The organism is Streptomyces sp. DvalAA-14, assembly GCF_900091855.1.
In the GTDB taxonomy this organism is placed as follows: Bacteria; Actinomycetota; Actinomycetes; order Streptomycetales; family Streptomycetaceae; genus Actinacidiphila.
The window spans coordinates 1-22,973 of sequence record NZ_FMCH01000013.1 but is presented as its reverse complement, the minus strand read 5'-3'; the positions used below and the strand labels follow the sequence as shown (position 1 = coordinate 22,973).

24 protein-coding genes, 1 tRNA gene and 1 pseudogene are annotated in these 22,973 nt (G+C 72.0%); 6 read left to right on the top strand and 20 right to left on the bottom strand.

What is annotated here, in order from left to right; genetic code table 11:
* Positions 1 to 6: 6 nt before the first annotated feature.
* The 3 genes from GA0115240_RS00805 to GA0115240_RS00795 all read right to left on the bottom strand — a co-directional run bounded on the left by GA0115240_RS00805 (position 7) and on the right by GA0115240_RS00795 (position 2,822).
* Positions 7 to 1,089 carry an ABC transporter ATP-binding protein gene (locus tag GA0115240_RS00805; protein ID WP_093734698.1) on the bottom strand — a complete coding sequence of 361 codons (1,083 nt, stop codon included), beginning with the start codon at positions 1,087 to 1,089 and terminating at the stop codon, positions 7 to 9.
* 7 nt (positions 1,090 to 1,096) lie between these two features.
* The gene (locus GA0115240_RS00800) at positions 1,097 to 1,888 is read right to left on the bottom strand and encodes an ABC transporter permease (RefSeq protein WP_256069380.1); all 792 of its coding nucleotides are present in this window, start codon (positions 1,886 to 1,888) and stop codon (positions 1,097 to 1,099) included.
* 130 nt (positions 1,889 to 2,018) lie between these two features.
* Complete coding sequence (locus tag GA0115240_RS00795; RefSeq protein ID WP_093734697.1) at positions 2,019 to 2,822, bottom strand: ABC transporter permease; 804 nt, start codon at positions 2,820 to 2,822, stop codon at positions 2,019 to 2,021.
* A gap of 382 nt (positions 2,823 to 3,204) precedes the next feature.
* On the opposite strand from GA0115240_RS00795, the gene GA0115240_RS00790 reads away from it, so the two are divergent.
* Positions 3,205 to 5,559: a transglycosylase domain-containing protein gene (locus GA0115240_RS00790; protein WP_093734696.1), complete on the top strand. Its 2,355-nt coding sequence runs from the start codon at positions 3,205 to 3,207 to the stop codon at positions 5,557 to 5,559.
* Between the two features lie 78 nt (positions 5,560 to 5,637).
* On the opposite strand, the gene GA0115240_RS00785 is transcribed toward GA0115240_RS00790, so the two are convergent.
* Together GA0115240_RS00785 and GA0115240_RS00780 are read right to left on the bottom strand one after the other, a co-directional pair.
* Positions 5,638 to 5,940 (bottom strand): GroES family chaperonin, encoded by a 303-nt coding sequence (locus GA0115240_RS00785; RefSeq protein ID WP_093734709.1) that lies wholly within the window; start codon positions 5,938 to 5,940, stop codon positions 5,638 to 5,640.
* A gap of 49 nt (positions 5,941 to 5,989) precedes the next feature.
* Positions 5,990 to 6,316 carry a DUF3618 domain-containing protein gene (locus tag GA0115240_RS00780; protein WP_093734695.1) on the bottom strand — a complete coding sequence of 109 codons (327 nt, stop codon included), beginning with the start codon at positions 6,314 to 6,316 and terminating at the stop codon, positions 5,990 to 5,992.
* Positions 6,317 to 6,415: 99 nt separating this feature from the next.
* Between GA0115240_RS00780 and bcp the strand changes: the two genes are divergently transcribed.
* Complete coding sequence (gene bcp / locus GA0115240_RS00775) at positions 6,416 to 6,883, top strand: thioredoxin-dependent thiol peroxidase (RefSeq protein ID WP_093734694.1); 468 nt, start codon at positions 6,416 to 6,418, stop codon at positions 6,881 to 6,883.
* Positions 6,884 to 6,985: 102 nt separating this feature from the next.
* Positions 6,986 to 7,069, top strand: a tRNA-Leu gene (locus tag GA0115240_RS00770).
* A 97-nt stretch (positions 7,070 to 7,166) separates the two neighbouring features.
* Here GA0115240_RS00770 and rdgB read toward each other — a convergent pair.
* The 10 genes and pseudogenes from rdgB to clpS all read right to left on the bottom strand — a co-directional run bounded on the left by rdgB (position 7,167) and on the right by clpS (position 14,690).
* Positions 7,167 to 7,772, bottom strand: coding sequence for an RdgB/HAM1 family non-canonical purine NTP pyrophosphatase (gene rdgB / locus GA0115240_RS00765; RefSeq protein WP_093734693.1), 606 nt, complete (start codon positions 7,770 to 7,772; stop codon positions 7,167 to 7,169).
* A gap of 21 nt (positions 7,773 to 7,793) precedes the next feature.
* A complete protein-coding gene (gene rph, locus GA0115240_RS00760; protein WP_093734692.1) occupies positions 7,794 to 8,519 on the bottom strand; it encodes a ribonuclease PH in 726 nt (241 codons plus the stop codon).
* A gap of 338 nt (positions 8,520 to 8,857) precedes the next feature.
* Positions 8,858 to 9,097, bottom strand: a pseudogene (locus GA0115240_RS00755) (glucose PTS transporter subunit EIIB); the annotation flags it as partial.
* A gap of 130 nt (positions 9,098 to 9,227) precedes the next feature.
* Positions 9,228 to 9,980 (bottom strand): MBL fold metallo-hydrolase, encoded by a 753-nt coding sequence (locus GA0115240_RS00750; protein ID WP_093734690.1) that lies wholly within the window; start codon positions 9,978 to 9,980, stop codon positions 9,228 to 9,230.
* Positions 9,981 to 10,230: 250 nt separating this feature from the next.
* A complete protein-coding gene (locus GA0115240_RS00745; RefSeq protein WP_093734689.1) occupies positions 10,231 to 11,181 on the bottom strand; it encodes a PLP-dependent cysteine synthase family protein in 951 nt (316 codons plus the stop codon).
* Positions 11,181 to 11,459, bottom strand: a complete 279-nt coding sequence (locus GA0115240_RS00740) for a MoaD/ThiS family protein (RefSeq protein ID WP_093734688.1) — start codon at positions 11,457 to 11,459, stop codon at positions 11,181 to 11,183. The genes GA0115240_RS00745 and GA0115240_RS00740 overlap by 1 nt, the downstream gene beginning before the upstream one ends.
* A 255-nt stretch (positions 11,460 to 11,714) precedes the next feature.
* Positions 11,715 to 12,125, bottom strand: coding sequence for a Mov34/MPN/PAD-1 family protein (locus GA0115240_RS00730; protein WP_093734687.1), 411 nt, complete (start codon positions 12,123 to 12,125; stop codon positions 11,715 to 11,717).
* Between the two features lie 27 nt (positions 12,126 to 12,152).
* Positions 12,153 to 13,544, bottom strand: coding sequence for an amino acid permease (locus tag GA0115240_RS00725; RefSeq protein ID WP_237554496.1), 1,392 nt, complete (start codon positions 13,542 to 13,544; stop codon positions 12,153 to 12,155).
* 262 nt (positions 13,545 to 13,806) lie between these two features.
* The gene (locus tag GA0115240_RS00720; protein WP_093734686.1) at positions 13,807 to 14,379 is read right to left on the bottom strand and encodes a DUF2017 domain-containing protein; all 573 of its coding nucleotides are present in this window, start codon (positions 14,377 to 14,379) and stop codon (positions 13,807 to 13,809) included.
* A complete protein-coding gene (gene clpS, locus GA0115240_RS00715) occupies positions 14,379 to 14,690 on the bottom strand; it encodes an ATP-dependent Clp protease adapter ClpS (RefSeq protein ID WP_093734685.1) in 312 nt (103 codons plus the stop codon). The genes GA0115240_RS00720 and clpS overlap by 1 nt, the downstream gene beginning before the upstream one ends.
* Positions 14,691 to 14,832: 142 nt before the next feature.
* Here clpS and GA0115240_RS00710 point away from each other — a divergent pair, with 142 nt between their 5' ends.
* Both GA0115240_RS00710 and GA0115240_RS00705 read left to right on the top strand, forming a co-directional pair.
* A complete protein-coding gene (locus tag GA0115240_RS00710) occupies positions 14,833 to 16,161 on the top strand; it encodes a nicotinate phosphoribosyltransferase (protein ID WP_093734684.1) in 1,329 nt (442 codons plus the stop codon).
* Between the two features lie 418 nt (positions 16,162 to 16,579).
* Positions 16,580 to 17,170, top strand: coding sequence for an isochorismatase family protein (locus GA0115240_RS00705; RefSeq protein WP_093734683.1), 591 nt, complete (start codon positions 16,580 to 16,582; stop codon positions 17,168 to 17,170).
* A 26-nt stretch (positions 17,171 to 17,196) separates the two neighbouring features.
* On the opposite strand, the gene GA0115240_RS00700 is transcribed toward GA0115240_RS00705, so the two are convergent.
* Positions 17,197 to 17,508: a hypothetical protein gene (locus tag GA0115240_RS00700; RefSeq protein ID WP_093734682.1), complete on the bottom strand. Its 312-nt coding sequence runs from the start codon at positions 17,506 to 17,508 to the stop codon at positions 17,197 to 17,199.
* An 89-nt stretch (positions 17,509 to 17,597) separates the two neighbouring features.
* Positions 17,598 to 20,048 carry an immune inhibitor A domain-containing protein gene (locus GA0115240_RS00695; RefSeq protein WP_093734681.1) on the bottom strand — a complete coding sequence of 817 codons (2,451 nt, stop codon included), beginning with the start codon at positions 20,046 to 20,048 and terminating at the stop codon, positions 17,598 to 17,600.
* A gap of 355 nt (positions 20,049 to 20,403) precedes the next feature.
* Between GA0115240_RS00695 and GA0115240_RS00690 the strand changes: the two genes are divergently transcribed.
* Positions 20,404 to 20,724, top strand: coding sequence for a hypothetical protein (locus GA0115240_RS00690; protein ID WP_093734680.1), 321 nt, complete (start codon positions 20,404 to 20,406; stop codon positions 20,722 to 20,724).
* Between the two features lie 17 nt (positions 20,725 to 20,741).
* Here GA0115240_RS00690 and GA0115240_RS00685 read toward each other — a convergent pair whose 3' ends face one another.
* The 3 genes from GA0115240_RS00685 to GA0115240_RS37550 all read right to left on the bottom strand — a co-directional run.
* Complete coding sequence (locus tag GA0115240_RS00685; protein WP_093734679.1) at positions 20,742 to 21,209, bottom strand: RDD family protein; 468 nt, start codon at positions 21,207 to 21,209, stop codon at positions 20,742 to 20,744.
* Between the two features lie 118 nt (positions 21,210 to 21,327).
* The gene (locus GA0115240_RS00680) at positions 21,328 to 22,071 is read right to left on the bottom strand and encodes an RDD family protein (protein ID WP_093734678.1); all 744 of its coding nucleotides are present in this window, start codon (positions 22,069 to 22,071) and stop codon (positions 21,328 to 21,330) included.
* Between the two features lie 78 nt (positions 22,072 to 22,149).
* Positions 22,150 to 22,973 (bottom strand): RDD family protein (locus GA0115240_RS37550; RefSeq protein ID WP_141708670.1); only part of this gene is annotated, 824 nt, incomplete at its 5' end.

Genomic DNA, 22,973 nt, shown 5'->3' with positions numbered 1-22,973 from the left:
TCCGGGCTAGCGGGTCTCGCCGTACATCCGGGAGATGACCTCCTCGATGGCGGGCTCGCGTACCGACAGGTCCACCAGGGGATACGTGGCGGCGACGGCCGCGACCAGCGGGGCGGCGCTGGCCGCGGCCGGGAAGGCGAGCCACTGGCGGGGGCCCTCGACCTTGACGCAGCGGGCGCCGTCCACCTGGACCGGGGGGAGTTCGTGCGCGAAGTCGACCACCAGGGTGCGTTCGCTGTCGCCGATCGCGTGCAGGCCGCGCAACTCGCCGTCGTACATGACCCGGCCGTGGTCGATGACCATCACCCGGCGGCACAGCGTCTCGATGTCGGTGAGGTCGTGCGTGGTGAGCAGGATCGTGGTGCCGCGTTCGGCGTTGAAGTCCCGCAGGAATTCCCGGACTCGGGCCTTGCTGACCACGTCCAGCCCGATGGTGGGCTCGTCCAGGTACAGCACCTCGGGGTCGTGCAGCAGCGCCGCCGCGATGTCGCCGCGCATCCGCTGGCCGAGGGACAGCTGCCGGACGGGGACGTCCAGCAAAGGCCCGAGGTCGAGGAGTTCGACGCAGGCCCGCAGGTTGGCGGCGTAGCGGGCGTCCTCGATCCGGTACATCCGCCGTACCAGCTCGTACGAGTCGCGCAGCGGCAGATCCCACCACAGCGTGGTGCGTTGGCCGAAGACGACGCCGATCCGGCGGGCCAGCCGGGCGCGTTCACGGGTGGGGTCGATCCCGCAGACGCGGATGCGGCCGCCGCTGGGATTCAGGATGCCGGTGAGCATCTTGATGGTGGTGGACTTGCCGGCGCCGTTGGGCCCGATGTAGCCGACGATCTCGCCGCGCGGCACGCTGAAGGAGATGCCGTCGACCGCCCGCACCTGGTGGCGTTCGCGGCGCAGCGGGCCCGTCCGGCGGCGTACGTCGAACACCTTGCGTACGTCGTCGAGTTCGATGACGGCCTCGGTGGCGGGCACCGGCGCGGACCGGGACGCCGGCGCCCCCACCGGTTCGCCGGGGAGGACGGGGAGGACGGGTGGGACAGGTGGGCCGGGTCGAACGGGGTCGGCGGACGGTACGGGCTCGGCGCTCATCACTGCATCAGCTCCCTGTGCTGCGGTACGAACGAAGGCCCGCGCGCCAGGCCAGGCCCGCCAGCGCGCAGCACAGCAGCGCCACGGCCGGCGAGGCGAAGTCCACCCAGGCGGGCAGGCCGAGAGGATCGGGCTCACCCAGCACGTACAGCGCGGGCAGCCAGTTGACGAAGGCGAGCGGCACCACGAAGGTGACCCCGCGCACCAGGTCGCGGGCGAAGATGTTCGGCGGGTACTGGAGCATCGTGTTGCCGCCGTACGTGACCGAACTCTGCACCTCCGCGGCGTCGTTGGCCCAGAACTGGAAGGCGGCGCCGCCCACGAAGACCGCGCTGAACAGCGCTCCGCCGGACAGCAGCATCACCGGCAGCATCAGCAGCTTCACCGGGGTCCAGGCCACGTCCAGCCGGGCCAGCGACCAGGCCAGCACCAGCAGGCCCTGGGTGACGCGGCCGAGCCGGCGCAGCGCGAAGCGGTCGGCGGCGACCTGGGCGAGCACCGGCACCGGGCGCAGCAGCAGCGTGTCCAGCGTGCCGTCCCGGACCCGGCGCCCGAGCCGGTCCATGGAACCCATCACCAGGTCGGCCAGGCCGAAGGACGTGCTGGAGGTGCCGTAGAGGAAGGCGACCTCGGGCAGGGTGAAGCCGCCCAGCACGGTGATGTGCGAGAACATCAGCAGGATGGTGACGAAGTCCAGCGCGGTGGCGGCGAAGTTGCCGAACGCGGTGAGCAGGAAGGACGTGCGGTAGGCCATGGTCGAGCGGATCCACATGGCGACGATCAGCCGGTAGGCGCGCACCGACTCGGTGGCGCGCCGCCAGGGGCCGTGCGGCCCGTCGGGGGCGTGCCGCCACGGCGCGTGCGGCCCGGCGCCGGTAATCGGCGCGGCCGCGGGCACCGCCGGCGGACCGTCCGCGTACTCTGCGTACTCAGCCACCCTGCACCACCACCCGACGGGTCGCGACCGCCTGCAGCAGCCGCCCCGCGCCCAGCAGCACCACCGCCCAGCCCGCCTGGAACGCCAGGGCGAGCACCGCCCCGCTCCCCCGGTGCCGCCCGAGCAGCACATCGGCCGGCACCTGGAGCATCGCCGACCAGGGCAACGCCCGCGCCACCTCGCCCAGCGCGCCGGGGAAGACCGTCAGCGGCAGCAGCATCCCGGAGAAGAACAGTCCGGCCAGCCAGGCCACCTGGCTGACGCCGGCCCCGTCCAGCAGCCAGAAGGCGCTGAGCGCCACCAGGAAGCGCAGCGCGAAGCTCACCACGGCGCCCAGCGTGATCGACACCAGGAACACCACCCAGGTCAGCACATCGCCGGGCAGCGCCAGGTCGAAGAGCAGGGATCCGACGGTCATCGGCAGGATTCCCCGCCCGAGCAGGTGGAAGGCGGACCGGCCGAGGTCCGCCGCCAGCCACCAGCCCTGCAGGTCGGCCGGCCGGTAGAGGTCCACCGCGATGTCGCCGGACCTGATCCGCTCCATCAGCTCGTCCTCGAAGCCGCCGCCCATCAGCGCCATCGTCATCAGCACCCCCTGGCCGACCCAGACGTAGGTCAGCGCCTGGGACTCGCTGTAGCCGCCGAGGTGCGGGCGCTGGTCCCACAGCGCGATGTAGCTGTAGGAGATGATCAGCCCGAAGACGGTGTTGGTGAAGACCCCGGCGGCGGTCGCGACGCGGTAGGTGGCGTACCGCCGGAAGCCGCGGACGACCACGGCCGCGTAGAAACCGCCCATCCGCCGCCGCACCCCCTCCGCCGCCGCGGGACCACCGCGGGACCGTCACCGTCACCATCACCGACCAGCGGCCGGTGTCCGGAGTCACCGGCCGGCGCCCGGCACACAAGCGGCTGACCCTAGTACGGGCACTCGGCCGGCCACCAACGGTTTTCGCCCGTTCGGGTGAGTCCGGGCCCCGGAGCGGGCGCGGCTGCGGGCAGCTGTGCGGGACTACCTGTCACATCCCTGTCACGGATGTGTGCCATCGGTCCGTCCCGGGACAGATGATGCGACAGTGTTGACTGGATGCTTTTCGCGTGTACGGGAGCGTACGTAACGATTGGTCCACCATGTTCCGTCGCAGACCAACCTCGGCGGCGGCGGAGGAGTCCCACTAGACATGAGTGATGTGCCGAGCATGGGTACGCAAGCCGGCTGGGCGCCCCGCCCGGCCCCGGCCGACCGCGAGGAGCGCACCCGGCGGACCGGGCTGCGCCGGGTGCTGCCGTCGTTCAAGACGACCGTGACCCTCGTACTGACCGGGGCGGCGCTGCTGATCGGCGCCTTCTTCGTCGGCTACGCCCTGGTGTCGATCCCGGACGCGAACGCGGCGGCGGTCGCGCAGAACAACGTCTACCTCTACGCCGACGGCAAGACCGAGCTGTCCCGGGACGGGGCGGTCAACCGGCAGAACGTGCCGCTCAGCGAGGTGGCCAAGAGCACCCAGCACGCGGTGCTGTCGGCCGAGGACCGGAACTTCTACCACGAGTCCGCGGTGAGCCCCAAGTCGATGCTCCGCGCCGCCTGGAACACCGCGACCGGCAAGGGCAAGCAGTCCGGCTCGACCATCACCCAGCAGTACGTGAAGAACTACTACCTGAACCAGAACCAGACCGCGAGCCGCAAGGTCAAGGAATTCTTCATCGCGATCAAGCTGGATCGCAACGAGACCAAGAGCCAGATCCTGGAGGGCTACCTCAACACCAGCTACTACGGACGCAACGCGTACGGCATCCAGGCGGCGGCCCAGGCGTACTTCAACAAGGACGCGGCCGACCTGACCACCGCCGAGGGCGCCTATCTGGCCACGCTGCTCAACGCGCCCAGCGAGTACGACCTGGCCGCGCACCCGGAGAACGCGCCGGCCGCCGAGGGCCGCTGGAACTACGTGCTGAACGGCATGGTCAAGGAGGGCTGGCTCACCGCCTCGCAGCGCAACGCCACCACCTTCCCGAAGATCGGCAAACCGAAGCCGATAGCCAGCAAGGCCGGCCAGCGCGGCTACATCATCGAGGCGGTCAACCGCTACCTCACCGACCACCACATCGTCGACAGCGACGCACTGGCGGCGGGCGGCTACCGGATCGTCACCACCATCCAGAAGCCCAAGGAGGACGCCCTCGTCCAGGCCGCCGAGGACAACGTCTACAACAAGCGCGGCAACACCAAGGCCGACTCCTACGTGCGGGCCGGCGGGGTCTCCATCGACCCGGCCACCAGCGATGTCGTGGCCCTCTACGGGGGGATCGACTACACCAAGCAGTACGTGAGCAGCGCCACCAACTCCACCTACCAGCCGGGCTCGACCTTCAAGCCGGTGATCCTGACCTCGGCGGTGCAGAACGACTCGCAGACCCAGGACGGCGAGACGATCACGCCCAACACCGTCTACGACGGCACCAACCACCGGCCGGTACAGGGCCCGAACGGGCCGGTCGGCTACGCGCCGGGCAACGAGGACGGGGCCTCACCCGGGCACATCACCGTCACCCGGGCGATGGACCAGTCGGTGAACGCGGTCTTCGCGCAGATGGCGCAGGACGTCGGGACGTCCAAAGTGATAGACACCGCCCACGACCTGGGGATGCCGGACTCGGTGGACATCCCCAAGACGCCGGCCATGGCGCTGGGCGCCTTCGGTACGCCGAGCGCCAGCCCGCTGGACATGGCGCAGATGTACGCGACGCTGGCCGATCACGGCAAGGAGATCCCGTACACGCTGGTGGTCAAGGTCAGCAAGGACGGCAGCGACCTGTCCCTGCCCGCCCGGCGCCCGGTGCAGGCGGTGCCGCGGACGGCCGCGGACACCACCACCTCAGTGCTGCGCAGCGTGGTGAACAGCGCCAACGGCACGGCCGCGGCCGCGCGGAACTCGGGCTGGCCCTCGGCGGCGAAGACCGGTACCGCGGAGAACGACAAGGCGGCCTGGTTCGCCGGCTACACCCCGAAGCTGGCCACGGTCGTGGCGGTGCTCGGCATGAATCCGGACACCGGCGCCCAGGAGTCGCTGACCGGCGCGCTGGGCGGCGGACGGATGAACGGCGGCGGCCCGCCCGGCGCCGTGTGGGCGCAGTACACCGGTGACGCGCTCAGCGGCGTGCCCCGGCAGAACTTCGCCCTCACCCTGGCGGACGGCGCCCAGAAGCCGCCGCCCAGCACCGAACCGCCCACCACCGCGACCACCGAGCCGCCGCAGACCACCCAGCCGCCGACCGGAACCACGCAGCCGCCGCAGACCACCCAGCCGCCGAGCACGCCGCCGGCCGACCCGAGCACCGAGCCGACGCCGACGGACACCGCGACGCCCCCGCCCACGCCGACCGACACGCAGACGCTGAATCCGATCGGCGGGCTGACCGGCGGCGGCACGGGCGGTCCGGGGCCGGGCGGCGGACCGACCAAGGGAGGCGGCAGCGGCGGCACCACGGGCGGCACGGGGAACGGGAGTGTGAACGGGACCAGCGGCGGCGGCTGACCCGAGCCCGCCCGGCCCCGGCGCCGCCGCGCCGGGGCCCCCGACTGCGGGCCGCGGGCTGCGGGCTGCCGACCGCGGCTAGAGGTAGAGCCCGGTGGAGTCGTCGCCGCCTTCGAGGCGCTCGGCGGCGACCGCGTGCAGATCGCGCTCGCGCATCAGGACGTACGCGATCCCGCGCACCTCGACCTCCGCCCGGTCCTCGGGGTCGTACAGCACCCGGTCGCCGACCTCGACAGTGCGTACGTTCTGGCCGACCGCGACGACCTCGGCCCAGGCCAGCCGCTTGCCGACGGCGGCGGTCGCGGGGATCAGGATGCCGCCGCCGCTGCGGCGCTCGCCCTCGCCGCCCTCCTGCCGCACGAGGACCCGGTCGTGCAGCATGCGGATGGGCAGTTTGTCGTGCTCGCTCTTGGAACTCACGACGACGACGTTACCGGCGGCGCCGCCGCGCCGAGAGACCGGCCACCACGCCGACGAGCAGCACCGCCGCCACCGCGACCGGCACGATGCGCTCGGGGCGCGGGCTGCCGTCCTCGGTGACGAACTCGGCCCGGGCCCGCGTCAGTGCGCGGTTGGCCGCGACATAGGCCTGACCGACCGTCCGGTCCAGCGCGGAGACCGCCTTGGCCTTGGTGTCCCGGGCGATCGTCGCGGGGTGGACCCGTACCGCGAGTTCGTCGAGCGTCGCCGCGAGATCCTGCCGGCGGCGAGCGATCTCCGCCTCGATCTGAGCGGGCGTCCTGGCAACCTCCGACACGCACTGCCTCCCTCACCGAATTAGGTAGCGTTCGGACAGTCTGTCAGTACGACGCGGCACGCGCCTCGTCGGCACCCCGTTCGTCAGAGGAGCCAACCCATGTCCGATCGCCTCTCCCCCGGTGACCTCGCCCCTCCCTTCACCCTCCCCGACGCCGACGGCGAGCCCCACTCGCTGGCCGACTACCGGGGGCGCAAGGTCATCGTCTATTTCTTCCCAGCGGCGATGACCCCCGGCTGCACCACGCAGGCCTGCGACTTCACCGACAACCTCGAAATGCTGACCGGTGCCGGCTACGACGTGGTCGGGATCTCGCCCGACACGCCGGAGCGGCTGGCGCAGTTCCGGGAGAAGGAATCGCTGAAGGTCACCCTCCTCGCCGACCCCGACAAGTACACGCTGACCTGCTACGGAGCGTTCGGCGAGAAGATGAACTACGGGAAGCCGGTGATGGGCGTGATCCGCTCCACCGTCATCGTGGACGGCTCGGGCCGCGTCGAGCAGGCCTTCTACAACGTCAAGGCGACCGGCCACGTGGCCAAGCTCATCCGCGACATGGGCATCTGACACGCGCCGTTCGCGCCCGTGCTGCCCCGCCCCGGAGGGGAGTCCCGGAGGGGATATCCGGCTGACCGCCGGCGGGCGGGGTCGCTAGCATGAGAGTGCTGCGCGGCCGTGTCGTAATTGGCAGCCGAGCTGGGTTTAGGTCCCAGTGGGGGAAACCCCGTGTGGGTTCGAGTCCCACCGGCCGCACGGGTTCGAAGGCCCGCCCTGCGGATGAGGGCGGGCCTTCGGCGTGCCCGGGTCCCGGCGTGCTCCAGATCCCGGGGATTCCGGGGTCCGGGGACGGTCAGCGGACGAGTTCGGCCACGCTCGCGGCCAGCGCGCGGAAGGCCTTGCCGCGGTGGCTGATGGCGTTCTTCTCGTCCGGGGACAGCTCGGCGCAGGTCCGGGTGTCGCCGTCCGGCTGGAGGATCGGGTCGTAGCCGAAGCCGTTGGTGCCGGTGGGGATCCGGCGCAGGGTGCCCCGCAGACGGCCTTCGGCCACGCGCTCGGTGCCGCCCGGCAGCGCGAGGGCGGCGGCGCAGGCGAAGTGGGCGGCGCGGTGCGGGTCGTCGATGTCGCCGAGCTGCGCCAGCAGCAGCGCCAGATTGGCGGCGTCGTCGCCGTGCGTGCCGGCCCAGCGGGCGGAGAAGATGCCGGGGGCGCCGCCGAGCACGTCCACGCACAGCCCCGAGTCGTCGGCGACGGCCGGCAGCCCGGTCGCGTCGGCCAGCGTGCGGGCCTTGAGCAGCGCGTTCTCGGCGAAGGTGACGCCGGTCTCCTTCACATCGGGGATATCGGGGTACGTGTCGGCGCCGACCAGCTCGACGTCGAGGCCGGTCTCGGCGAGGATCGCCCGCAGTTCGACGACCTTGTGGGCGTTGCGGGTGGCGAGGACGAGGCGGGGGGTCATGGCGGGATCGTCCCTTCGCCGCTAGCCGGCCAGCGCGAGCTGCTGGGCGAGCGCCAGATCCACGCAGCCGGCCGAGGCCAGCTCCAGCAGCGCGTCGAGCTCGGCACGGTCGAAGGGGGCGCCCTCGGCGGTGCCCTGGACCTCGACGAAACGGCCGTCGCCGGTGCAGACCACGTTCATGTCGGTCTCGGCCTTGACGTCCTCCTCGTAGGCGAGGTCCAGCAGCGGCACGCCGCCCACGATGCCGACGCTGACCGCGGCGACGCTGCCGGTGATCGGCTGGGCCTTCGCCTTGAAGAAGTGGTTGGCCTGCATGTACGCCACGGCGTCGACCAGGGCGACATACGCGCCGGTGATCGCGGCGGTACGGGTGCCGCCGTCGGCCTGCAGCACGTCGCAGTCCAGCACGACGGTGTTCTCGCCGAGTGCCTTGTAGTCGATGACGGCCCGCAGCGAGCGGCCGATCAGCCGGGAGATCTCGTGGGTGCGGCCACCGATCTTGCCGCGCACGGACTCGCGGTCGTTGCGGTCGTTGGTGGCCCGCGGCAGCATCGAGTACTCGGCGGTGACCCAGCCCTCCCCGCTGCCCTTGCGCCATCGCGGCACACCCTGGGTGGCGCTGGCGGTGCACAGCACGCGGGTGTCCCCGAAGGAGACCAGGACGGAGCCTTCGGCGTGCTTGCTCCAGCCCCGCTCGATGCTGATGGGGCGGAGCTGGTCGGGGGTGCGGCCGTCGAATCGTGACATGCGCTGAGCCTATCCGGGTGAGCCTCCCCCGCGCCCGCGCTCACCTACACCCCCCGCCCCACCCCGAACCCGTCCCCGCCCCGGGCCCACCACCATGTCCGCGCCCTCCGAACCGCCCCCGACCGCCTCCCGCGCGGACGACTCCCGGCCCACCCCGAATCCGTCCGCGCCCCGGGCCCACCGGGCCCACCCCGCGGTGCGCGGACATTGCTTGCGGGCGTCCCGCCGCACTGCCGGTGCCGAAGGCTCGCCGGCGAAGACCCTCCGGGCGCGGATGCGCCCCCTGCCCGTGCAGGGCGCGGAGAGGTGGACCGGGGGCCGGAAGGCGCCGCCCGGGCTCAGAGCATGGACTCGATGTCCGTCGCGATCGGGTCCGCGTCCGTGCCGATGACCACCTGGATCGCCGCGCCCATTTTGACCACGCCGTGCGCGCCCGCGGCCTTCAGGGCGGCCTCGTCGACCAGGCCCGGGTCGCGGACTTCGGTGCGCAGCCGGGTGATGCAGCCCTCGACCTGTTCGATGTTGTCGAGTCCGCCGAGCCCGGCGACGATCTTCTCAGCCTTGCTGGCCATCTGTGTCTCCTGAGTCGCTGACCCACCGGCGGGTCCGTTATGTCACGGTAACGTACCCTTGAGCCGCCGTCGCGGGCGGTGGACGCACGAAAGCCCGGAACCACCGTGGTGGTCCCGGGCCCTGACGAGCCGCCAGTCAGATCTCGTAGACCGCCCCGGCCTTCGCCAGCTCGACCGGTCCGTCGAACGTCGCTTGCGCGTCGCGGAGGTTGACCGCCGGGTTGGTCCACGGCGGGATGTGGGTGAGCACCAGGCGCTCGGCGCCGGCCCGGGTCGCGGCCTGGCCGGCCTCCCGGCCGTTGAGGTGCAGATCGGGGATGTCTTCCTTGCCGTAGGTGAAGGACGCCTCGCACAAGAAGAGGTCCGCCCCCTCGGCGAGCCCCTGCAAGGACTCGCAGGGCCCGGTGTCGCCCGAGTACGCCAGCGTGCTGCCCTCGTGCTCGATCCGGAAGCCGTACGCCTCGACCGGGTGGCTGACTAGGGCCGCGGTGATGGTGAGCGGGCCCAGCCGGAAGGACCCGGGTTCCAGGGTGCGGAAGTCGAAGACCTCGCTCATGCACTTCTCGTCCGGCACGTCGCCGTAGGCGATGTTCAGCCGGCGCTCGGTGCCGACCGGGCCGTAGACCGGGACGGCCGAGGCGGGGCCGCCGTCGTGCCGGTAGTAGCGCGCCACGAAGTAGCCGCACATGTCGATGCAGTGGTCGGCGTGCAGATGGCTGAGGAGCACCGCGTCCAGGTCGTAGAGCCCGATGTGGCGCTGCAGTTCGCCCAGGGCGCCGTTGCCCATGTCGATCAGCAGCCGGAAGCCGTCGGCCTCGACGAGGTAGCTGGAGCAGGCCGAGTCCGCGGATGGGAACGAGCCCGAGCAGCCGACGACGGTGAGCAACATCTCGGGAAACACCTCCGTGGGCGCGCCGCATCGCCCCAAGCCGGCCCGGGTGGGGGGTGGCGGGAAGGACCGCCTGTATTCGAAGGGTAAGCGCGCCGTGCGCCCCATGCTCCGTTACGGCGCCCGGTTGTGGGCGGAATCACCAGTCCGGGGGGTGCGCGAGGGGGCCACCGGGCTGAGTTCGACGGCCCGGCGGCCCGGTGGGGTCCTCAAACGCGGCGGCGGCGGTTTTCTTGCCGCCGGACGGGCTCTAGGCCCAGAGCTGGCCGTGGAGTTGCTCCACTGCGGCCTCGGTGGACTCGGCGGTGTATATGCCGGTGGACAGGTATTTCCAGCCACCGTCGGCGACGACGAACACCACGTCGGCCCGCTCGCCAGCGCGCAGCGCCTTGTTCGCCACGCCGAGCGCCGCGTGCAGCGCCGCGCCGGTCGACACACCGGCGAAGATGCCTTCCTGCTGCAGGAGTTCACGGGTGCGGCGGACCGCGTCGGCGGAGCCCACCGAGAAGCGGGTGCTGAGCACAGCGGCGTCGTACAGCTCCGGGACGAAGCCCTCGTCGAGGTTGCGCAGCCCGTACACCACGTCGTCGTAGCGCGGTTCGGCGGCGACGATGGTGACGCCGGGCACTTTCTCGCGCAGGTAGCGGCCGACGCCCATCAGGGTGCCAGTGGTGCCCAGGCCGGCCACGAAGTGGGTGATGGTGGGCAGGTCGGCCAGGATCTCCGGGCCGGTGCCGGAGTAGTGGGCGGCGGTGTTGGCCGGGTTGCCGTACTGGTAGAGCATCACCCAGTCGGGGTGCTCGGCGGCCAGTTCCTTGGCGACCTTGACCGCGGTGTTGGAGCCGCCGGCCGCGGGCGAGGAGATGATCTCGGCGCCCCACATGGCCAGCAGCCGCCGGCGCTCCTGCGAGGTGTTCTCGGGCATCACGCAGACGATCCGGTAGCCCTTGAGCCGGGCGGCCATCGCCAGCGAGATGCCGGTGTTGCCGGAGGTCGGCTCCAAGATGGTGCAGCCGGGGGTGAGTGTCCCGTCGGCCTCGGCCCGCTCGACCATGGCCAGCGCCGGACGGTCCTTGATGGAGCCGGTCGGGTTGCGGTCCTCCAGTTTCGCCCACACGCTCACCTCGGCGGAGGGCGACAGGCGCGGCAGCCGGACCAGCGGGGTGTTGCCGACGGCGGCCAGCGGATGGTCGTAGCGCATCAGCGCATACCGCCGGCCACGGCCGGGAGGATCGTCACGTTGTCGCCGTCGGCCAGCCGGGTGGAGATGCCGTCCAGGAACCGGACGTCCTCGTCGTTCAGGTAGACGTTCACGAAGCGGCGCAGCTCGCCGCCGTCCACCACCCGGTCGCGCAGTCCGGCGTGCCGGGCGTCGAGGTCGGTGAACAGCTCGTCCAGCGTGCTCCCCGTGCCCACGACGGCCTTCTCGCCGTCGGTGTAGGTGCGGAGGATGGTCGGGATGCGGACCTCGATGGCCATGACTGCGCTCCTGTGAGTGCGTACGAAGACGGTGGCGGTTGCGGGTGCGGCGGTACCGGATCGATCAGGCGCGCGTACTGGCGGCCGCGGTGCGGCGGCACAGGTCGACGTGCAGCCGCGCCACGAGCACAGTGCCCGGCGCCGTATCGCTCACGTCGAACAGAACCATGCGGTCATCGTATCGATTCCCGCTCGCGGGCCGGGACGGCTGTCCCATCATCCGGAACATCAGAGGTCAGCAGGTGGGACCGGGGCTCAGACGTAGGCCGGCACCACGGTCACCGGCTCCTCGGTGACGGCGCCGTCCACGATGCGGAAGGAGCGGAACTGGAACTCCGCCGCGGTGGAGACCAGCACGTAGTGCGCGCCGGGCTCGTTGGCGTAGGAGATGTCCGTACGGGAGGGGTACGCCTCGGTCGCGGTGTGCGAGTGGTAGACGACCACCGGCTCCTCGTCCCGGTCGTCCAGGTCCCGGTAGAGCTTGAGCAGATCGGTGGAGTCGAACTCGTAGAAGGTCGGCGAGCGGGCCGCGTTCAGCATCGGGACGAACCGCTCGGGGCGGTCGCTGCCCTCCGGGCCCGCCACAATCCCGCACGCCTCGTCGGGGTGGTCGGCGCGGGCATGGGCGACGATCGCGTCGTACAGGTCCTGGGTGATGGTGAGCATGCGGGCAACGTAACAGGGACCGCCGCGTCACAGGGAGGCCGCGTCGGAGGCGGCTTCGGGGGCGGGCGGCGGCGGTGGGGGCGGCGGCGCGAGGTGCGGGCGGCGGGTGAAGGCGGCGGGGTTGCGGCGCTTCATCACCGGGTAGCCGGCCAGCAGCAGCGCGAACCAGACCGGCGCTCCGTAGAGCGAGACCCGGGCCGCGGCGTCGGCGCCGATCAGCACCACGACCAGGCACAGGAAGGCCAGCGCGCACCAGCTCGCGGCGGCGCCGCCCGGGGCGGCGAACCAGGCCGGCGCGGCCCGCCCGGCCCGGACGGCGGCCCGGTAGCGGATGTGCGCGGCCAGGATGACGCCCCAGGTCCACACCCCGGCCACTGTGGCGAAGGCCGTGATGTAGGTGAACGCGCCTGCCGGGTCTGCGTAGTTGAGCCACACCCCGGTGCTCATCACCGCCACCGACACGCAGGTCCCCAGCGCCGGGGTGCGGCGGGCGGTGAGCCGGTTGAACACCTGGGGGCCCTGGCCGTTGGCGGCCAGGTCGCGCAGCATCCGGCCGGTGGAGTACATCCCCGAGTTGCAGGAGGACAGCGCCGCCGACAGCACCACGAAGTTGACGATGCCGGCGCCGAAAGGGATGCCGATGACGGCGAAGGCGGCCACGAACGGGCTGACGCCCGGCTGGAATCGGGTCCAGGACACCACGCACAGGATGACCGCGAGCGCGCCCACGTAGAACAGCACGATCCGCCAGGGCAGGGTGTTGATCGCCTTGGGCAGGGTCTCGCGCGGGTTCTGCGCCTCGCCGGCCGTGACGCCGACCAGTTCCACCGCCACATAGGCGAACATCACGATCTGCAGGGTCATCAGCGAGCTGCCGATCCCGTGCGGGAACACCCCGCCGTCGGCCCACAGATGGGTGACCGACGCGGTGCGGCCGGCCGCCGACACCCCGAGGGTGAGGACGCCCACCCCGATCAGGATCATGCCGAGGATCGCGGTCACCTTGATCATCGACAGCCAGAACTCGACCTCGCCGAACAGCCGCACCGAGGCCAGATTGGCGATCAGCAGCGCGGCCAGGAAGGCGAGCGCGGCCAGCCACTGCGGCACGGCCGGCCACCAGTAGGCGAGGTAGGTGGACGCCGCGGTCACCTCGGCCATGCCGGTGACCACCCACATCAGCCAGTAGGTCCAGCCGGTCAGGTAGCCGGCGAAGGGGCCCAGGAACTCGCGGGCGTAGTCGGCGAAGGAGCCGGCCACCGGTCGGTAGGTGAGCAGTTCGCCCAGTGCCCGCATGATGACGAAGATGACCGCGCCGGCGATCGCGTACATCAGGATCAGGCTCGGGCCGGCCTGGTGGATGGCCCGGCCGGCGCCGAGGAAGAGGCCGGTGCCGATGGCGCCGCCGATCGCGATCATCTGGATCTGCCGGCTGCCCAGCCCGCGGGCGTAGCCCTCCGCGACGCCCGGACCGGGCCCGGGGCCGGTTTCCGGCCCGGTTTCGGGGCCGGTTTCGGGGCCGATTTCGGGGCCGATTTCCGGGCCCGGGCCGGTGTCGGGGCCGGCTCCGGTCTCGACACCGTCGGATTCGCCCGTCATGTCCGTCATAGGCGGATACGTACCACGGTCGCCGGTTTCCGACGCACCGGCGCCCGCCGCCGGTCGGATGATCTGCCCGGAGCTACTTCATCAGCGTCTCGACCAGCGACTCCTGCAGGCCGCCCAGCCACAGATAGGCCATCACCAGCGGCTTGCGCTCGTCGTCGTCCGGCAGCGCGTAGAGCTCGCTGCTGCCGTCCTCGTCGCCCTCGCCGACCTCCAGCCGGGCGCCGAGGGTCAGCCGCAGGTCGTTGAGCGCGCCCAGCCACTGCCGGGACTGGTCGGCGCTCAGCCGGACCACCGGGCCGCCGAGGTCGAGGGTGCGGACCATGGCCAGCGCGTCGTCCCGCTTACGGGTCCGCAGGTCGTTCTCGGTGAAGCGGCGGAAGTCCGAGGCGTCCTCGGTCTTCTCGTAGGCGTCCGGGAAGAGCCGGGCCAGCGCCGGGTCCTCCGGCGGCTTGCTGGGACCCTCGGCGAAGAGCGCGGCCAGCGGGTCGTCGTCCTCGCCGGGCGGCGGCTCGCCGGGGCCGATCAGCTCCAGCAGCGAGACCAGCAGGCTGCGCAGGATCGAGATCTCCACCTCGTCCAGCGTGATCGCGGCGCCTCCGCCGCGGACCGGTTCGAAGACCCCGAGGCGGGCGCGGCGGCGGGCCATCAGCGGTCCTGCGACAAGGTCGCCCACAGGCCGTAGCCGTGCATCGCCTGGACGTCGCGTTCCATCTCCTCGCGGGTCCCGCTGGAGACGACCGCGCGCCCCTTGTGGTGGACGTCCTTCATCAGTTTGGTGGCCTTGCTCTTCGAGTAGCCGAAGTACGTCTGGAAGACATACGTCACATAGCTCATCAGATTCACGGGGTCGTTGTGCACGAGGGTCACCCACGGAACGTCCGGCTCGGGAACCTGGAACGGCGCTTCGCTCGACTCGGGTCGTTCGATCTCGACAGGTGCGACACTCACGGGTCCCATGCTGCCGCTCCCCGGGCACGTCGCACAAATGGGCGGGTGGGAGGGGTGCCCCGGGTGGCGCACCGGCGAGGGCGCACATGTGAGGGCGCCCACACGCCCGAGATCTCGTCACTTTGACGAGATGAGGGGTAGCATCCTGGCCATGAGCACAGCAGACCTGGGACTGCCGGTGGACGTGCCGTCCACCGCCCTGTTCACCGACCGCTACGAGCTGACCATGCTCCAGGCGGCCCTGCGCAGCGGCGCCGCCCACCGCCACTCCGTCTTCGAGACCTTCACCCGACGGCTGCCCGAAGGCCGCCGCTACGGCGTGGTGGCCGGCACCGGCCGGGTGCTGGACGCGGTGGAGAACTTCCGCTTCGACGGGCCGGTACTGGACTTCCTGGCCCGCGAATCGGTGGTGGACGACACCACCTTGGAGTGGCTGGCGAACTACCGCTTCGGCGGCGACATCTGGGGCTACCCGGAGGGCGAGGTCTACTTCCCCGGCTCACCGATCCTGCGGGTCGAGGGCACCTTCGCCGAGGCGGTGATGCTGGAGACGGTGGTGCTGTCGATCCTCAACCACGATTCGGCGATCGCCGCCGCCGCCTCCCGGATGGCGGTCGCGGCCGGCGGCCGGCCGCTGATGGAGATGGGCGCCCGCCGCACCCACGAACTGGCCGCGGTGGCCGCCTCGCGCGCCGCCTACATCGGCGGCTTCCGCTCCTCCTCCAACCTCGCGGCCGGCTTCCGCTACGGGCTGCCCACCATCGGCACCAGCGCGCACGCCTTCACCCTGGTGCACGACACCGAACGGGACGCCTTCACCGCCCAGGTCGCATCACTGGGCCGCGACACCACCCTGCTGGTGGACACCTACGACGTGGCCGCCGCGGTGCGCACCGCGGTGGAGGTGGCCGGCCCCGAGCTGGGCGCGGTCCGGATCGACTCCGGCGACCTGCTGCTGCTCGCCCACCGGGTCCGCCAGCAGCTGGACGACCTCGGCGCGACCGGCACCCGGATCGTGGTCACCTCGGACCTGGACGAATACGCGATCGCCTCACTGGCCGCCGCCCCGGTGGACGCCTACGGGGTCGGTACGTCGCTGGTGACCGGCAGCGGGCACCCGACGTGCTCGATGGTCTACAAGCTGGTGGCCCGCGCGGCCTCCGACGCGGCGGACGCGCCGCTGGTCCCGGTCGCGAAGAAGGCGCTCGGCGGCAAGACCAGCGTCGGCGGCCGCAAGTGGGCGGCCCGGCGACTCGACGCGGACGGCATCGCCGAAGCGGAGGTGATCGGCAGCGGCCCGATCCCCGCCGACCTCGCCGACCGCCAGCTCCTCGTCCCCCTCGTCCGCGCCGGCCACGTCCTGGCCCGCGAGCCCCTCGACACCCCCCGCAGCCGCCACATCGCGGCCCGGGCCGCCCTCCCCCTGTCCGCCACCCAACTCTCCCGCGGCGAGCCGGCCCTCCCCGTAGAAATGCGCTAGCCCCCTCCGGGCCAGCCCCCGGCCCGTTCCCCGCGCCCCAAGGGGCGCGGGGAACTGCGCCAGCAACCACGACGGCCCCGCGCGAACCCACCCGCCCAGGGGGTCCCCGCCCCAAGGGGCGCGGGGAACTGCGCCAGCAACCACAACGGCCCCGCGCGAACCCACCCACGCAGGGGGTCCCCCGCCCAAGGGGCGCGGGGAACTGCGCGGGCAACCACAACAGCACCGCGCGAATCCACCCGCCCAGGGGGTCCCCGGCCCGAAGGGGCGCGGGGAACTGCGCGGGCAACCACGACGGCGCCGCGCCGAGGATCCCGAGCGGATGCACCCCGAAGGGGTGCCCGGCCGGGAGGACCGCCTACCCTCGGGGGTACTCGGGGGCCCACCCCCGGCCCCACCCATCCGCCGGAAGGGCAGCATGCACCGCGCACTCCTCGTCATCGACGTGCAGAACGACTTCTGCGAGGGCGGCAGCCTCGCGGTGGCCGGCGGAGCCGATGTCGCCGCCGCGATCACCGACCTGATCGGCGCGTCCGCAGGCGCGTACCGCCACGTGGTGGCCACCCGGGACCACCACATCAACCCCGGCCCGCACTTCTCGCCCACCCCGGACTTCGAGACCAGCTGGCCCGTGCACTGCCTGGCCGGCACCGAGGGCGGCGGCTTCCATCCGAATTTCGCGCCCGCGGTCGCCTCGGGCGCGGTGGACGCGGTCTTCGACAAGGGCGAGTACCACGGGGTCTACAGCGGCTTCGAGGGGCACGACGAGAACGGCGAGGGGCTCGCCGGCTGGCTGCGGGACCGGGACGTCACCGAGGTGGACGTGGTGGGCATCGCCACCGACCACTGTGTGCGGGCCACCGCGCTGGACGCGGCCCGGGAGGGCTTCACCACCCGGGTGCTGCTCGACCTGACCGCGGGGGTGGCCGCCGCCACCACCGAGCGGGCGCTGGCCGAGCTGCGGGCGGCCGGCGTGGTGCTGACCGGGACGCCCGCGCAGACCGGCTGACCGCGCTGGCGGGGCGCCGGACCGGCTCAGCCCGCCGCGACCCGGTCCAGGGACGAGATCGGGTGCCAGAGCTCGGCCGTGGCGGCGCCGCACTCGCGCCAGATCAGGCCGTCCGGATGGTGCAGCACCGCAGTGACCTCGTCGGGGGTCGGCGGCTCGGCGTTCCCGCTGAGCCGGCAACCGCGAAAGCCCAGGTTGCTGAGCCGGGTAAGGGCGCGCTGCCGGTTCAGGGCATGCACCACCACCCGCACGGGGTAGTCCGTACAGGACGGGTGGGGCAGGCGCAGTGCGACGACGACCTTGCCACCCGGGAGTCTGATGAATCCGCCAGCGGCCATGCCCACATCATCAGCGGTCCGGCCGCCGCCCACCAGAGGGCGACAGCCGGACCTGGCATCGTCGCAGGTCAGACGCTATGTGCTGATAATCACCGGTGGGCGGGACCGACCTGTACGGTCAGCGTGCTGCCGTCCAGCGGCTCGCCCAGGATCGTGATCCGGGTGTTGGTGTCGGGCACCTGGACACTGCCGGTCGGGTTGCCGCTGCTCCAGTACGAGCCGTAGTGGTCGTCGAAGACCGGCGAGCCGAGCTTGGGGCTGATCCGGGCCGCGACCCCGTCGTCGTGCAGCGTGAAACCGTCGGTCGGGTACCAGCTGAACGGCGAGTCGTAGGACTGCAGCCGGTTGCGGATGACCTTGCCGCTGGACCACTTCTCCGGCTTGGCGTGCGCGTCGACCGGCAGGATCTCGCCCGCGCCCGGGTGGATCCCGACGTTGTTGTCGGCCTGTGAGGTGTCCCACAGCCAGATCAGCAGACCGTTCTGGTAGGGGTAGTGCTCGACCCAGTCCGGCTTGGTGCTCGTCCAGCCGAAGTTGTACGGGCCGGTCTTCAGCGTGGTGTCGTAGCTGACGTACTGGCGGTTCTCCGCGATGTAGTACTCGGGGTAGTCGTCGGTGATCGACGCGCCGATCCGGGAGAAGCCGTCGGCGGTCCAGCCGTTGTCGCCGCTCTCGGCGCCGTCGCTCAGCACGGCGGTGCCGTCGGCGGTGACGGTGATCGCGTCGGCCGCGAAGCCCTTCTGCGCCACCCCGCCGTCGGTGAGGTAGCGGAAGCGCAGCTGGATCTGCCGGCCCGCGTAGGCGTCCAGCGGGAAGGACAGGTCCTGGTAGGCGGCGGTGGTGCCGGTCAGGGCCGGGGTGCCGCCGCCGTCGCGCGGGATGGCCTTGCTGTCGGCGGTGCCGTCCAGGGCCGTCCAGCTCGCGCCGCCGTCGGTGGAGACCTCGGTGTAGAGGTAGTCGTAGTTCTCCTCGATGTCCCACCAGCCCTTGAGGTCCAAGGACGCGGTGGTGGCGCCGGTGAGGTCGACCGGGCGGGTCAGCGTGTTGGACAGGTTGTCGCCGCTGCCGCTCCACCACTGCTGGGCGCCTTCGGCGGGCGTGACGACGTCGGTGGTGACCGTCTTGTCGGGCAGCTGCACGATCAGCGCCTGCTTGTCGGCGGTGTTGTACGCGGCCACCCCCAGCTTGGTGGTGGACTTCTTCGCGGCCTGGGCGGTGCCGTAGTTCAGCCAGCCCAGCTGCAGCTTGTCCCAGGCGCTCATGTCGCCGGGCAGGTCGCCGATCGCGTTCTTGCCGGTGCCGAGCCAGGAGCCGTCGGACATCAGCGACCAGTAGGCCACACCGGACTCGCCGGCGCCGGTGGTGTCGTACTCGTCCGGCAGGCCCAGGTCGTGCCCGTACTCGTGGGCGAAGACGCCGAGGCCGCCGTTCTCCGGCTGCAGGGTGTAGTCGCCGACCCAGATGCCGGTGTCGCCGATCTGGGTGCCGCCGGCCTTGTCGCCGGCCGGTCCGGTCCGGCCGGCGTCGGTGCCGTAGGCGTACCAGCGGTGCGCCCACAGCGCGTCCTCGCCCTGGACGCCGCCGCCGGCCGATTCGTCCTCGCCGGCGTGCACGATCTGGAAGTGGTCGATGTAGCCGTCGGGCTCGTTGAAGTTGCCGTCGCCGTCGTAGTCGTAGCGGTCCCACTGGTCGTACGCCGACAGGTCGGACGCGATCTGCGCGTCGGTACGGCCCTGGGCCTGCTGATCGGCCACATAGGCGGTGGTGGCGTCGCGGATCAGGTCCCAGGCGTTGGAGCAGACGGTGGAGCCGCAGTAGTTGGAGCCGTAACGGGCCTCGTTCCAGGGGACCTTGACCCAGGCGGAGACCTCGCCGTCGACCGAGTAGCGGCCCGAGGACTGCTTCTCGTAGTACTTGGCCAGCGATTCCTTGCCCGCCGCGTGCGAGAAGTACAGGTCCTGGAAGTGCTGCTGGTTAAAATCGGCCTGCCAGGCGGTGCTGTTGTTGGTCTTCGGATCCGGCTTGGCGATGGTGTTGTGCGCCGGGCCGGGGTCGCCGCCGTACTTGGGCGCGGGGGGTTCGGGGCCGTCCGGCCCGTCCGGGTCGTAGCTGCTGGTGCTGTCCACCGAGTCGCCGAACTCGGCCAGGATGGTGAAGATCTTGTCGGTCTTCTCCCGGCTCAGTTCGACGTACTTGCCCTTCTTGCCCTTGCTGCCGCTGAGTTGCACCACCTGTGAGCCGCCGCGCTGCTGGACGGCGGCGTCACCGGAGACGACCTGCTGAAGGGCGGCGGAACGTTCCGCCGACTGCTGCTTGCTGAACGGCCCCGGCAGGTTGTGCGCCTGGCTGGTCGCCGGGTCGTGCCCCGCCGCCGGCGCGGGCTGCGCGCGGTCCGCCGCCGGAGTCGCCGCGTGCGCCCCCGCGGTGGTGACCGCGGGTAGCCCCAATACGGCTGTCGCGATGGCGAGGGCGGCGGTTCTGGGTATCCTCCGCTGAGTTTTCAAGATCTTTTGACCTCCCCTTGGGAAAGGCCATTGCATCGGAGTGGCACAGGAAAAACCAGATCTTGACTTGCTCATGGCACACCAGTACGTTTGCCGATTTCACCGCGTCCCGCAGCGGACACACCGTCACCACCGGCTGGGCGCACGGCCGTCGATCGGTCAAGCGTGCGACCCCCTGTGCGCCCCCCGCGTGCACCGCGCCGGAGGTTAGGCCGTGCTTACCCGGCGCCGGGGCAGGGCATGCCGAACCGTAGAGTCATCCGGTAAGCCCCCGAGACACCTGTCGGTCGCCGAACAGCCGTGGAGCGCGGTACTGCTGAGCGTCGTCCGCAGCCCCTGAGCCACCCGTCAGCGTGCCCCCGCTTCGACGTACCGAGGACGGATTCCTCCGATGCCACGTCCTACGAACGCGCAAGTCGCCTCCGGATTATCGACCGTCGTGCTGTTCACCTTCCTGACGCTGCTGCTGTCCGGTGCCCGCTCGGGGCCCGCGGTGGCGGCCGTCGCGGCGGGCGGCATGGTGCTCGGACTGCTCGTCGCGGCCGCTGTCACGGCGCAGCGCCGCAAGGCGGCCGCCCGGGCCGCCTCGGCGCGGTCCGCCGCCACCCGGGCGTCGGCCGCGTCGCTGGGTTCCCTGGCCTCGGTGCCGCGGACCCGGCTGCGGGGCGGCGCGGCCGAACACCGGGTGGGCGAGCACTCGCTGCGGCGCTGAGGCGCCGGGCACCGATATCAGCGGGCGGCCACGACCACGGTCTTGGCCGCCTTGTCGTGCAGGCACTGCCGGTAGGGGCGGTCCCAGGTGCACCACAGCACGTTGAGCAGCCAGTACAGCGGGCCGATCACCACCACCAGCAGCACGCCCGGCAGCGCGTAGACCGCGGCCCGCGCCCAGCCGGCCCCGGCCGGGGCCGCGCCGTCCGCCAGCAGCACCACCCGTATCCCCAGCAGCATCTTGCCCAGCGTCTGGCCGCGGGCGGACAGCATGCCGCCCTCGTAGGCGAAGTACAGCACGAACACCAGCGCGCCCAGCAGCACGTCCTCGTTGTGGCTGAAGTCGCCGGGCGAGGCCGGGCCGGCGATGGCGGCGCCCAGCAGCAGATCGATCACGATCAGGACGAACGTGTCGATCACCCGGGCCAGGAAGCGATTGCCGAGGGTGGCCAGGGGCGGCGTCCCGGGGGGCAGGTCAGCGGTCATGGCTGTTGAGTAAATCAGCCATTCGAGTGAACCGTACAGAGCGGGCTCCGCCGCCGGGTCCCACCCCCGATCGGGTGACCTGGCCCGGGCCGGACCCGGGCGCGACCCGGCGGGCCGGTCAGGCGATCTCGACCACCACGGTCTTGGCCAGCCGGTCCTGCACTCCCTGCCGGTACGGCCGGTCGAAGATCACCGTCAGGCCGATGATCAGGAACCACACGAAGGAGCAGAAGAAGACCGGCACCCACAGCACTCCCGCGCGGACCGCCGACGCCGTCTGCGTGGGCACGCTGCCGTCGGAGAGCATCGCCGTCCTGATGGCCATCATCTTCTTGCCGACGGTCTGGCCGCTCGACCTGGTCGTATAGAACTCGTAGAGGTAGCCCAGGCCGGCCGCGAACACCCCGCCGACCGCCGACCGGCCCAGGGTCGCGCTGCCGTTCTGCACGCTGGCGATCCCCCAGTCCAGCAGGTAGGCGGGCAGCAGCACGATGACGATGTCGATGATCCGGGCCAGCACGCGCTTGCCGGTGGCGGCCGCCGGGGGCATGCCGGCCATCGGATCGGGCCCGGAGCCCCGCGGGCGGCCGGAGTAGGGATTGTGCCCGTACGGATTCCGGTCGTCCTGGCCCTGATCGCCGGGGGGCTGCCCGGAGGGGCCCCGGCCCCAGGGGTCCTGCTCGTACGGACCGCGGCCCTCCCCGCCCGGTCCCTGCGGTCCGCCCCGGCCGCGCGGCGGAGCACCGTACGGCCCGTCACCGAACGCACCGCCGTCACCGCCGGGCTGCCGGTCGCCGCCGTCACCGCGCCGCTCGCCGAACGGGTCGTCAGGAGGTCCTTGGCCCGGCTGGTCGGTACTCATGTGCCGAGTCAACCCCGGCGGCACGGTGGCCGCCCGCCGCGAGACCCGTTCGGGCTACCGGGGGCGCGGCGCGGCCGGTCAGCTGCCCGCGACGAAGGTGCGGGCCGCCTTGTCGTGCAGGCACTGCTTCCACGGCCGGTCGAACAGGCACCAGGCCAGGCCGACGACGCCGATCACCAGCAGGTCCGGCACGGCGTGGGTCAGCCACCGGCGCAGGCTCGCCCCGAATCCCGGCGGCAGCTGGGACTCGACGTCCAGCACCCGCAGCCCGACCAGTTTCTTGCCCACCGTGCGGCCCCACTTGACGGTGGGCAGCACCTCCAGCAGCAGACCGGCCCCGATGGCCACCACCAGCACCGCGCCGAGCTGTACCCCGGTGGTGCCGTCGATCAGCCACACCTTGACGGTCCGCCCGGTCAGCCGCGCCGCGTCCACCTTGTCCTTGGCGTGCTGGTAGGCCGCCGACCCGAGCGGTACGGCGGCGGAGCCCACCACGGCGGCCGTGACGACGGTGTCGATCACCCGGGCGGCGAACCGGCGGAGCAGGCCGCCGGGCCGCTCCTGGCTCAGCGCGCTCCCGAACGGGTCGGCGGCCGGGGGCCGCCAGGGCACGACGAGATCAGCGGCGGCGTTCCCCGGCCCTGGTCCCTGGCCGGGGATCCGGCCGGGGATCTGGCCCCGGCCCCGGTCCTGCCCCCGCCTCGGCTCCGGTCGCTGCCCCTGCCGGGCCAGGTCGTGCACCTGGGCGGCCCAGGGCGCCGAGGACTGCGGCAGCGGCTGGGACTGCGGCCCTGCCTGGGGTTGCGGCTGCGGCTGGGGTTCGGGCCGGGCCGGGGGCTGGGCCTGAGGCTGGGCTCGCGGCTGAGCCGGGGCCGGCGGCTGGACCTGCGGCGCGGCGTTCT

Bases quoted from the DNA above. Each gene is read 5' to 3' on its own strand.
- GA0115240_RS00805 (WP_093734698.1), bottom strand. From the start codon at position 1,089: ATGAGCGCCGAGCCCGTACCGTCCGCCGACCCCGTTCGACCCGGCCCA.
- GA0115240_RS00795 (WP_093734697.1), bottom strand. From the start codon at position 2,822: ATGGGCGGTTTCTACGCGGCCGTGGTCGTCCGCGGCTTCCGGCGGTAC.
- GA0115240_RS00790 (WP_093734696.1), top strand. From the start codon at position 3,205: ATGAGTGATGTGCCGAGCATGGGTACGCAAGCCGGCTGGGCGCCCCGC.
- GA0115240_RS00785 (WP_093734709.1), bottom strand. From the start codon at position 5,940: ATGCTGCACGACCGGGTCCTCGTGCGGCAGGAGGGCGGCGAGGGCGAG.
- bcp (WP_093734694.1), top strand. From the start codon at position 6,416: ATGTCCGATCGCCTCTCCCCCGGTGACCTCGCCCCTCCCTTCACCCTC.
- rdgB (WP_093734693.1), bottom strand. From the start codon at position 7,772: ATGACCCCCCGCCTCGTCCTCGCCACCCGCAACGCCCACAAGGTCGTC.
- rph (WP_093734692.1), bottom strand. From the start codon at position 8,519: ATGTCACGATTCGACGGCCGCACCCCCGACCAGCTCCGCCCCATCAGC.
- GA0115240_RS00750 (WP_093734690.1), bottom strand. From the start codon at position 9,980: ATGTTGCTCACCGTCGTCGGCTGCTCGGGCTCGTTCCCATCCGCGGAC.
- GA0115240_RS00745 (WP_093734689.1), bottom strand. From the start codon at position 11,181: ATGCGCTACGACCATCCGCTGGCCGCCGTCGGCAACACCCCGCTGGTC.
- GA0115240_RS00740 (WP_093734688.1), bottom strand. From the start codon at position 11,459: ATGGCCATCGAGGTCCGCATCCCGACCATCCTCCGCACCTACACCGAC.
- GA0115240_RS00730 (WP_093734687.1), bottom strand. From the start codon at position 12,125: ATGCTCACCATCACCCAGGACCTGTACGACGCGATCGTCGCCCATGCC.
- GA0115240_RS00725 (WP_237554496.1), bottom strand. From the start codon at position 13,544: ATGATCGCGATCGGCGGCGCCATCGGCACCGGCCTCTTCCTCGGCGCC.
- GA0115240_RS00720 (WP_093734686.1), bottom strand. From the start codon at position 14,379: ATGGCCCGCCGCCGCGCCCGCCTCGGGGTCTTCGAACCGGTCCGCGGC.
- clpS (WP_093734685.1), bottom strand. From the start codon at position 14,690: ATGGGACCCGTGAGTGTCGCACCTGTCGAGATCGAACGACCCGAGTCG.
- GA0115240_RS00710 (WP_093734684.1), top strand. From the start codon at position 14,833: ATGAGCACAGCAGACCTGGGACTGCCGGTGGACGTGCCGTCCACCGCC.
- GA0115240_RS00705 (WP_093734683.1), top strand. From the start codon at position 16,580: ATGCACCGCGCACTCCTCGTCATCGACGTGCAGAACGACTTCTGCGAG.
- GA0115240_RS00700 (WP_093734682.1), bottom strand. From the start codon at position 17,508: ATGGCCGCTGGCGGATTCATCAGACTCCCGGGTGGCAAGGTCGTCGTC.
- GA0115240_RS00695 (WP_093734681.1), bottom strand. From the start codon at position 20,048: ATGCAATGGCCTTTCCCAAGGGGAGGTCAAAAGATCTTGAAAACTCAG.
- GA0115240_RS00690 (WP_093734680.1), top strand. From the start codon at position 20,404: ATGCCACGTCCTACGAACGCGCAAGTCGCCTCCGGATTATCGACCGTC.
- GA0115240_RS00685 (WP_093734679.1), bottom strand. From the start codon at position 21,209: ATGACCGCTGACCTGCCCCCCGGGACGCCGCCCCTGGCCACCCTCGGC.
- GA0115240_RS00680 (WP_093734678.1), bottom strand. From the start codon at position 22,071: ATGAGTACCGACCAGCCGGGCCAAGGACCTCCTGACGACCCGTTCGGC.